Source organism: Acinetobacter sp. TUM15064, from assembly GCF_008980265.1.
In the GTDB taxonomy this organism is placed as follows: domain Bacteria; phylum Pseudomonadota; class Gammaproteobacteria; order Pseudomonadales; family Moraxellaceae; genus Acinetobacter.
This window is the reverse complement of sequence record NZ_BKFU01000014.1, coordinates 60,106-68,224: the sequence shown is the minus strand read 5'-3', so window position 1 is coordinate 68,224 and position 8,119 is coordinate 60,106. Positions and strand designations below refer to the sequence as shown.

Below are 8,119 nucleotides of genomic sequence, written 5' to 3'. Positions count from 1 at the left end.
CAAGCTTGAAATATCTCGTAATAAATTTTAATTAAAACAAAATTACCCTATGCATTTAAATAAAAAAAGTGACTGATATATCGTTTTCGAAATGGTAAATAAGCTGTTTTTTTATACAAATAAATATTTTTTTTGAATGAATTTATTGTTTTTAACAATGAGTAATAAAGCACCATTTTCAGTAAAAAATTTATCGTAAGTTACGAGAATCATAATAAATGTAAATACACTGCAACTTGATTTTTTACTCTTTTAAAGAACTTTTTTGGATATAAAACTGCTTACAATTCCACCAGCAACATTTTTTATTTATGCACTTGCTCCATGAATTAACTTATTATAGTGTGTCGGTGCTGTGATTTTATGCAAATTTTAACGGATTAAATCTTAACTATAAACTCGGCAGTTATCATTTTATCCATAAGTATAATTGACAAAATTTCAGTACTCTCTACTCTTAGAGCAAATTTTTAATCCGTCTGATTCGTGCATTAAAAGATGAGTATTTCGAGTCAGATAAAACATTCACCAGGACAGGAGATCTATTGAATGTCTGAAGCAACTGGCAAAAAAGCCGTTTTACAGCTTGATGGCAAAGAAATTGAATTACCAATTTACAGCGGCACATTGGGCCCAGATGTAATCGACGTTAAGGATGTATTGGCCGCAGGTCACTTCACTTTTGATCCTGGTTTTATGGCTACTGCTGCATGCGAGTCTAAAATCACTTTCATCGACGGTAACAAAGGTGTTCTTTTACACCGTGGCTACCCAATCGACCAGTTAGCAACTAAAGCTGACTACTTAGAAACTTGCTACTTACTTCTCAATGGCGAGCTTCCAACAGCTGAGCAAAAAGAAGTATTTGATGCTAAAGTTCGTAACCATACCATGGTTCACGATCAAGTTAGCCGTTTCTTCAATGGTTTCCGTCGCGATGCTCACCCTATGGCGATCATGGTTGGTGTAGTTGGTGCGCTTTCTGCGTTCTATCACAACAACTTAGACATCGAAAATGTTGATCACCGTGAAATTACAGCAATCCGCTTAATTGCTAAAGTACCTACTTTGGCTGCGTGGAGCTACAAGTACACTGTAGGTCAACCATTCGTTTACCCACGTAATGACTTAAGCTACGCTGAAAACTTCTTGTACATGATGTTTGCTACTCCAGCAGACCGTGATTACAAAGTAGATCCTATCCTTGCTAAAGCAATGGACCGTATCTTCACTCTTCACGCTGACCATGAACAAAATGCTTCTACGTCTACAGTACGTTTAGCTGGTTCTACTGGTGCTAACCCATACGCATGTATCGCTGCAGGTATCTCTGCACTTTGGGGCCCTGCTCACGGCGGCGCGAACGAAGCTGTTCTTAAAATGCTTGATGAAATCGGCACTGTAGAGAACGTTGCTGACTTCATGGAAAAAGTGAAAACTAAAGAAGTTAAACTCATGGGCTTCGGTCACCGTGTGTACAAAAACTTCGATCCACGTGCGAAAGTAATGAAAGAAACTTGCGACGAAGTTCTTGGTGCGCTTGGCATCAACGATCCACAGCTTGCTCTTGCTATGGAACTTGAACGTATCGCGCTTTCTGATGAGTACTTCATCAAACGTAACTTATACCCGAACGTAGACTTCTACTCAGGTATCATCCTTAAAGCGATTGGTATCCCGACAGAAATGTTTACAGTGATCTTCGCGCTTGCACGTACTGTTGGTTGGATCAGCCACTGGTTAGAAATGCACAGCGGTCCGTACAAGATCGGTCGTCCTCGTCAGCTTTACACTGGCGAAGTTCAACGCGACATCAACCGTTAATTCGGTCTGCGTTGATAGATAAAAAACCACCCGCATGGGTGGTTTTTTTATATGGCGTAATTCAAATCAACAATGTATCAATAACATCATTTGAATATTCGCAGTCTGTGCAAATTCAGGCGATTTTACTGTTAATAAAGCTACTCTAAGCTTTAACAACATCGTAGTGTTTTAGCTCAAGTGCAGATAAATGTTGCTTTAACTCAGCCAAGGACCACGGCCAAGCCGCGAAGTTACGCCCATTTTGATCTAAATAATAGCTTGAGCAGCCACCTCGGTTAAATACTGTGGTTTTCAAATGAGTTTGCACCTTGGCATTGTGATAACGCAGAACATCTCGCTTGACCATCATACGTTTAAAGCCTTGCTGCTTCATTTTTAGTAGACCATCTACAATGTACTGAATCTGCGCTTCAGCAATCCCAATAAAAGAGTCATACACCAAGATATTTGGCCCCAATACCAAAAATGCGTTCGGTACATTTTCCAAACTTGTCCCCAAGTACGCTTCTGGAGAACTGCCCTTCCAAAGGTCAGCCAATCGCTCACACTGGGCATTCCATACCCGTTGTCCAATCGGAGGGTGTGCCACTTCAAAACCAGTTCCCCAGATAATGACATCGACCTCAAATCGCTCACCATTTGCAGCAATGACAGTCTGCCCATCAATCTCAACCAAACCTTGTGGCAACAGCGTTACATTGTCTTGTTGCAGTGCTGGATAATAATTATTGGCAAATAAAAGTCGCTTACAGCCAATCGAAAAGTCAGGCGTTACAGCTTTACGTAAGGCGTCATCCTGTATTTGCAATTTCAATAATTGACGGCTTAAAAAATTGACTGGCTCAAGCAGTGAAGGATGACGTAGCCCAAAGTTGATCCCATTTAAAATACTGGAAACACTCTTCCTCCAACCTTGCTGAATCATCGGGAATTTGGCCACCAGCGATTTCACGCTAGCATTCAATTGCATATCCGCTTTGGGCAAAACCCACGGCGCAGTTCGCTGAAATACGATCAGCTCCTTCGCAAACGGTTGAATTTGTGGAATAAACTGAATGGCCGATGCGCCAGTTCCAATCACGGCAACCCGCTTTCCCGTTAAGTTATAATCATGCTTCCAACGGGCTGAATGGAACATTTCTCCTTTAAATCCCGCTATCCCTTTAATGTTAGGTAAGGATGGTTCTGTAATCGGCCCTGTGCTAAAAATCACGGTTCGTGCTTGATATGCCCCCTGAGAGGTTTTGAGTTGCCAAATACTCGCCTCTTCATTCCACTTTGCGCTGAGCAACTCATGCTGAAAACGGATTTTGTCTTGCAGCTCAAACTGCTCAACCACCTGTTCCAAGTAACTTAAAATTTCAGGTTGTTACGCAAATAAGTGGCTCCATTGATGACTAGGTGCAAAGGAAAATGAATACAAGGCCGAGGGTACATCACAACCACAGCCAGGGTAATTATTATCACGCCACGTGCCACCAACGCTCTCCGCTTTTTCTAATACCAGATAGTCCTGATAGCCGACTTGTTTCATTTTATAAGCCGCAGCAATGCCCGAAATCCCAGCACCCACAACAATAGTATCGTATGTATGTACGGCTTTAGGGTTAAGTACAGCCTTTTTACGAGCCTGCTTAGGTTGAGCTTCCGCACTTTTTGACGTTGTCGTTTGATCTTGCATTTGATCAGACGGCTCTTGCACATCTGCTTGCTCTATCTCTAATTGCATTTCTATATTCATTTTTCTCTGTTCTTATTTTGTGATTTGATTAAACAGTGGATAACCCAGACCTAAAAGCTTGACGTATAAGCTTGGCGATGCGCGTTTCATCCACCAAAACAATTTGGCATCAGGTTGTGGAATGGTATAAAGCTTGCCTGCATCTAAACGATTCAAGGTTTTTCTGACCACAGCATCACTGGTGGTAAACGCATGGTTCATCAGCAGTTTGTCAGCCAGTCCAGAATAGCGACTCGGCAAACGCCCATTCTTCATAATATTGGTCGGCACCAAGGTTGGACACAGCACATTGACTGCAATGTTATAAGTATGAAGTTCTGAAGCTAGTGTTTCCGATAGTGCCAAAACACTAGACTTGGTTACGTTATACGCTGTCATCTCAGGGGCTGCAGTATAGCCCGCAGCCGATGCCACATTGATAATGGCACCAAAACCTTGCTGTTTAAATTTGGGTACAAAGTAGTGGCAACCATGGATTACCCCCCACAAGTTGACGTGCATACACCACTGCCAATCCTCTAGCGACACCTCATCAAACTTGCCACCCAACCCAACTCCTGCATTATTGATGAGCAAGGTAACAGGATGCCCCAAAAACTGTTCCGCTTGCTCCGCCAAAGTGTGTACAGATTCTTTTAATCCAACATCACAGTGCACCGCATAGGCTGACGAAGATGTCATCGACTGAATCAAATCTACCGTCTCCTGTGCCGAGCTTAAGTCAATATCTGCACAGATGACATCACCACCACGCTTGGCCAATTCCAGTGCAAAGCTACGACCAATACCACTGCCTGCACCCGTTACAACCGCATAAGCTTTTTGACTTGGTTTATTTTTTTTATTCAACAGTCCCATGTCATCGCCCCCTTCTATGATTTCAGTACTGGAGTAAATTCTTTGGTGAAATAGGGGGTTAACATTCCTGTTTCTGGATGTAGTAAACGCTCTTTGTAATAATCTAAAAATGCAGAGGTATCATAATCATTCGGATGAAAGCTCGGACGTAAATAGTCAAAAATATGCATCCAACTACTGCCATAAACACCTCTTTTCAGCCCAAACAAGAGACTGAAACTCCGCGGCACATCCTTCCAATAACTGAGACTCAGCAAATTAGACGGTTTGCGATAAAACGGGACAAAAACTGATGCCACAGAAATCAGCAGTAAAATAGTGATCAGCGCTGGAAAAAAGCCTGCAATACGCAAAGCATAGTTATTGGAAAGCGATTGAAACACATCATACGCAATGTCTTTGTGCTCAGATTCCTCTAACATGTGCCACATCCAAATCGCCCGTTGTTTTTCATCTTGAGAATCGAAGAAAATCTCTTCATGATTCATCATGTATTCGGACAGCACTGCGGTAAAATGTTCAATGCCCGCCATCAAAGACAATTTCATCGGTTGTGGTAAACGGTTAAAACCGTAGTCAAAAACGATTTCGGCTAAATAACGAAAAATGCCAACCGGCAAATCCACCTGTTTGAAAGTATCGTTCAATTCTTCATGTAACTTTGAATGCAGTGCCTCCTGACCAATCAAAGACGTCACACGTTGTTTTAATACAGAGTCTGTGAGGAAATCGCGGTGATAACGGGCGGTATCAATCACCAAGTCTTCACCATAGGTCAGAAAGATCGAGAGTGATGCAAAGTAAGCACTCGCCAACTCGGCATTTAAGTAGAATTTGGGATCAATTTTCTCCGCTTCAAAGTCAAATTTCATATGCCGAATCGGAATAATCGCAGACTGTTTTTCAGCATCGAATACTGGTCCCGCAAAAAATCGGCTGGCTTTACCTTTTAATGGAAGAGCGATACGCATAGGACATTCCTTCTTATTTTTAGCTCGTTTTCAGGCTCAATCTCACGATTTTTTACCTGTGCTTTGCATTCAAAATAAGAGTCCACTTCCCCTATGCCACTGGCATTTTTCTTCAAATAATTTGCAATTTATGACTTTAAAATCTGTTGTCTAACAATCACTCTGCAGATTTATCTATCGGGGTCAAAACGAGGCTTTGTGTGCCACAAAAGGAATACACTGCTCATAGGCCGAGCACTCTTCACCATAGTGTTTTTTAAGAAAATAGTCTTGCACCATTTGCGCCTGTTGTTCGATGCCATAGCTTAAAAACTGCTTCCCTTGTTTTAATGCATAACGATATTGACGGTTAAAAAGCGCCTTACGGACTACAGCGAGTCCCTGCTGAATTTGCCAAACATGTGTCAGCTCATGAATCAACCAAGCTTGTTGATGAATCGGTTGGTCGGCAAAGTTTTCGCACCAGTCTTTGATATTAAAATAGACATGTCCATTCGGGCTAATCGCATAATGCGGCAGCACTGCTCGATGTGCGATAATTCGAACCGAATCCATGTTCAGACTGTTCCCGAAAATACTGCTGGCGAGCTTTTTTTCAGCTTCAGTCAGAGGACGGTTTTTAAGTTCAAACTTTTGCTGTATTTTTTGTAAAAGCGGTTGAAACCACACAATCACACTCCATAAAGACATTAGAATAATTTGTTCTTTTTAAGGACATTTACGGATTTTTTTTAGAATATCCCTTAAAAAAAATCGCATTTCGTATATAGTATTCGCACTTATTATTGATTAATACTTCTATTTGTTTTTCGTCAATTGCACTACGTTGAACTTATAGCTATAACAAACTCAATCGTCGTGTATATATCCCTATAGGTATAGGATTTAGTTGGAAATGAAAAGTTTTAAAATTGCACTTGCACAGTTCTCTCCGCACATTGGCAACCTCGAAGCAAATGCCCTGAAAATGGTGGAACAAGCCAATGAAGCAAAAAAACAAAATGCTGATTTAATTATTTTTCCAGAACTTTCGAGCATTGGTTACCCAGCAGAGGATTTACTTCTACGTCCAAGCCTAACCAAACGCACGCAACAAGTTTTTGAACAACTTAAAACAGTAAAAGACATTGTGATGGTCTTTGGTTTTGTCAATCAAACTGAAGACGGTCAACGCTATAACGCAGCTGCGGTCATGAAAGATGGACAGGTTTTGGGTGTGTATAACAAACAAAACTTGCCAAATTACAGCGTGTTTGATGAAAAGCGTTACTTCACTGAAGGACATCAACACCTTGTTTTTGAATATCTTGAACATAAGTTTGGTGTGTTGATTTGTGAAGATGTTTGGTCACTTTCAACCGTACAACAACTGGCACAACTGAATGTTGAAACGGCTTTGATTTTAAATGCTTCACCATACGAAGTAGGTAAACCTCAGCATCGCATTGAAACCATGTCTGCCCTTGCGAAACAAATGAACCTCAACTTGGTTTATGTGAACCAAGTCGGTGGTCAAGATGACCTGATCTTTGATGGTACAAGCTTTGTAATCGCTAAAGATGGTTCTATTACACTTCAAGCAGAAAGCTTTAAAGAAGCCCTATATTTCGCGGAATATGAAGCAGAACAACAAGCCTTTAAGGTCAATGCGCTACCGCCTGCTCTAGACACTATGGCCGAGATTTACCAAAGCTTAGTGATGGCGACCCGTGACTATGTACAGCGCTCAGGTTTCCCTGGAGTGATTCTTGGTTTATCAGGCGGGATCGACTCAGCTCTGACTCTTGCCATTGCTGCCGATGCAATTGGTGCAGACAAAGTCCAAGCCGTAATGATGCCATATACCTATACCGCTCAAATCAGTGTAGAAGATGCGGCTGAACAAGCAAAAAGTATGGGGGTAACTTTCGGGATTGCTGAAATCAACCCGATTGTGAACAGCTTTATGCAAACACTTTATCCGTTCTTTGGCAACAGCCCTGCGGATGCAACTGAAGAAAACTTGCAAGCACGTGCCCGCGGTACACTGCTGATGGGTTTATCAAACAAATTTGGTAATTTAGTGCTATCTACAGGCAACAAATCAGAATTGGCTGTGGGCTACTGCACGCTCTATGGCGACATGGTGGGTGGTTTTGCCGTATTGAAAGATGTGTATAAAACCATTGTGTTTGAACTTGCAAAATACCGTAACAGCATTTCCGACAAGCCTGTGATTCCTGAGCGTGTGATTACTCGTCCACCTTCAGCAGAGCTACGTCCAGATCAAAAAGATCAAGACTCTTTACCACCGTATGATGTACTGGATGCCATTTTGTATGCATATATCGAAGAAGATATGAGCCAAGATGACATCATTGCCAAAGGCTTTGATGCTGAAGTGGTTGCAAAAGTAATTCGTTTGGTCGATTTCAATGAATACAAACGCCGCCAAGGTGCAATTGGGCCACGTATCAGCTCACGTGCATTTAGTCGTGAACGTCGCTACCCAATCGTAAATGGATGGAAAGCTGGCGTATAAGCTATCTCCCAATCAAAACAGCCCAAACAAATGTTTGGGCTATTTTTCATTTAAAAAATAAAAATATATTTTTCACACACAAAAAAAGAGACCAAGCTGAGAGCTTGGTCTATAAAAATGGTGGCTATGACGAGACTTGAACTTGTGACCCCCGCATTATGAGTGCGGTGCTCTAACCAACTGAGCTACATAGCCGTAAAC

The 8,119-nt window shown here is 41.7% G+C and carries 5 protein-coding genes, 1 tRNA gene and 1 pseudogene; 2 read left to right on the top strand and 5 right to left on the bottom strand.

What is annotated here, in order from left to right; translation table 11 throughout:
- The first annotated feature begins 549 nt into the window (after positions 1-549).
- Entirely contained in the window at positions 550-1,824 is a 1,275-nt protein-coding gene (gene gltA, locus GBI16_RS06750) for a citrate synthase (protein ID WP_004695551.1), read from the top strand.
- Positions 1,825-1,969: 145 nt separating this feature from the next.
- Here gltA and GBI16_RS06745 read toward each other — a convergent pair.
- The 4 genes and pseudogenes from GBI16_RS06745 to GBI16_RS06730 form a co-directional block, all read right to left on the bottom strand.
- Positions 1,970-3,508: pseudogene (locus GBI16_RS06745) on the bottom strand (flavin-containing monooxygenase).
- A gap of 72 nt (positions 3,509-3,580) precedes the next feature.
- Positions 3,581-4,426, bottom strand: coding sequence for an SDR family oxidoreductase (locus GBI16_RS06740; RefSeq protein WP_086208086.1), 846 nt, complete (start codon positions 4,424-4,426; stop codon positions 3,581-3,583).
- A 14-nt stretch (positions 4,427-4,440) separates the two neighbouring features.
- Positions 4,441-5,397 carry a metal-dependent hydrolase gene (locus GBI16_RS06735; protein WP_086208087.1) on the bottom strand — a complete coding sequence of 319 codons (957 nt, stop codon included), beginning with the start codon at positions 5,395-5,397 and terminating at the stop codon, positions 4,441-4,443.
- A gap of 183 nt (positions 5,398-5,580) precedes the next feature.
- A complete protein-coding gene (locus GBI16_RS06730) occupies positions 5,581-6,087 on the bottom strand; it encodes a type IV secretion protein Rhs (protein ID WP_086208088.1) in 507 nt (168 codons plus the stop codon).
- 205 nt (positions 6,088-6,292) lie between these two features.
- Between GBI16_RS06730 and GBI16_RS06725 the strand changes: the two genes are divergently transcribed.
- Positions 6,293-7,918 (top strand): NAD+ synthase, encoded by a 1,626-nt coding sequence (locus GBI16_RS06725; protein ID WP_086208089.1) that lies wholly within the window; start codon positions 6,293-6,295, stop codon positions 7,916-7,918.
- 118 nt (positions 7,919-8,036) lie between these two features.
- Here GBI16_RS06725 and GBI16_RS06720 read toward each other — a convergent pair.
- Positions 8,037-8,113 (bottom strand) — tRNA-Met (locus GBI16_RS06720).
- Positions 8,114-8,119: the final 6 nt, after the last annotated feature.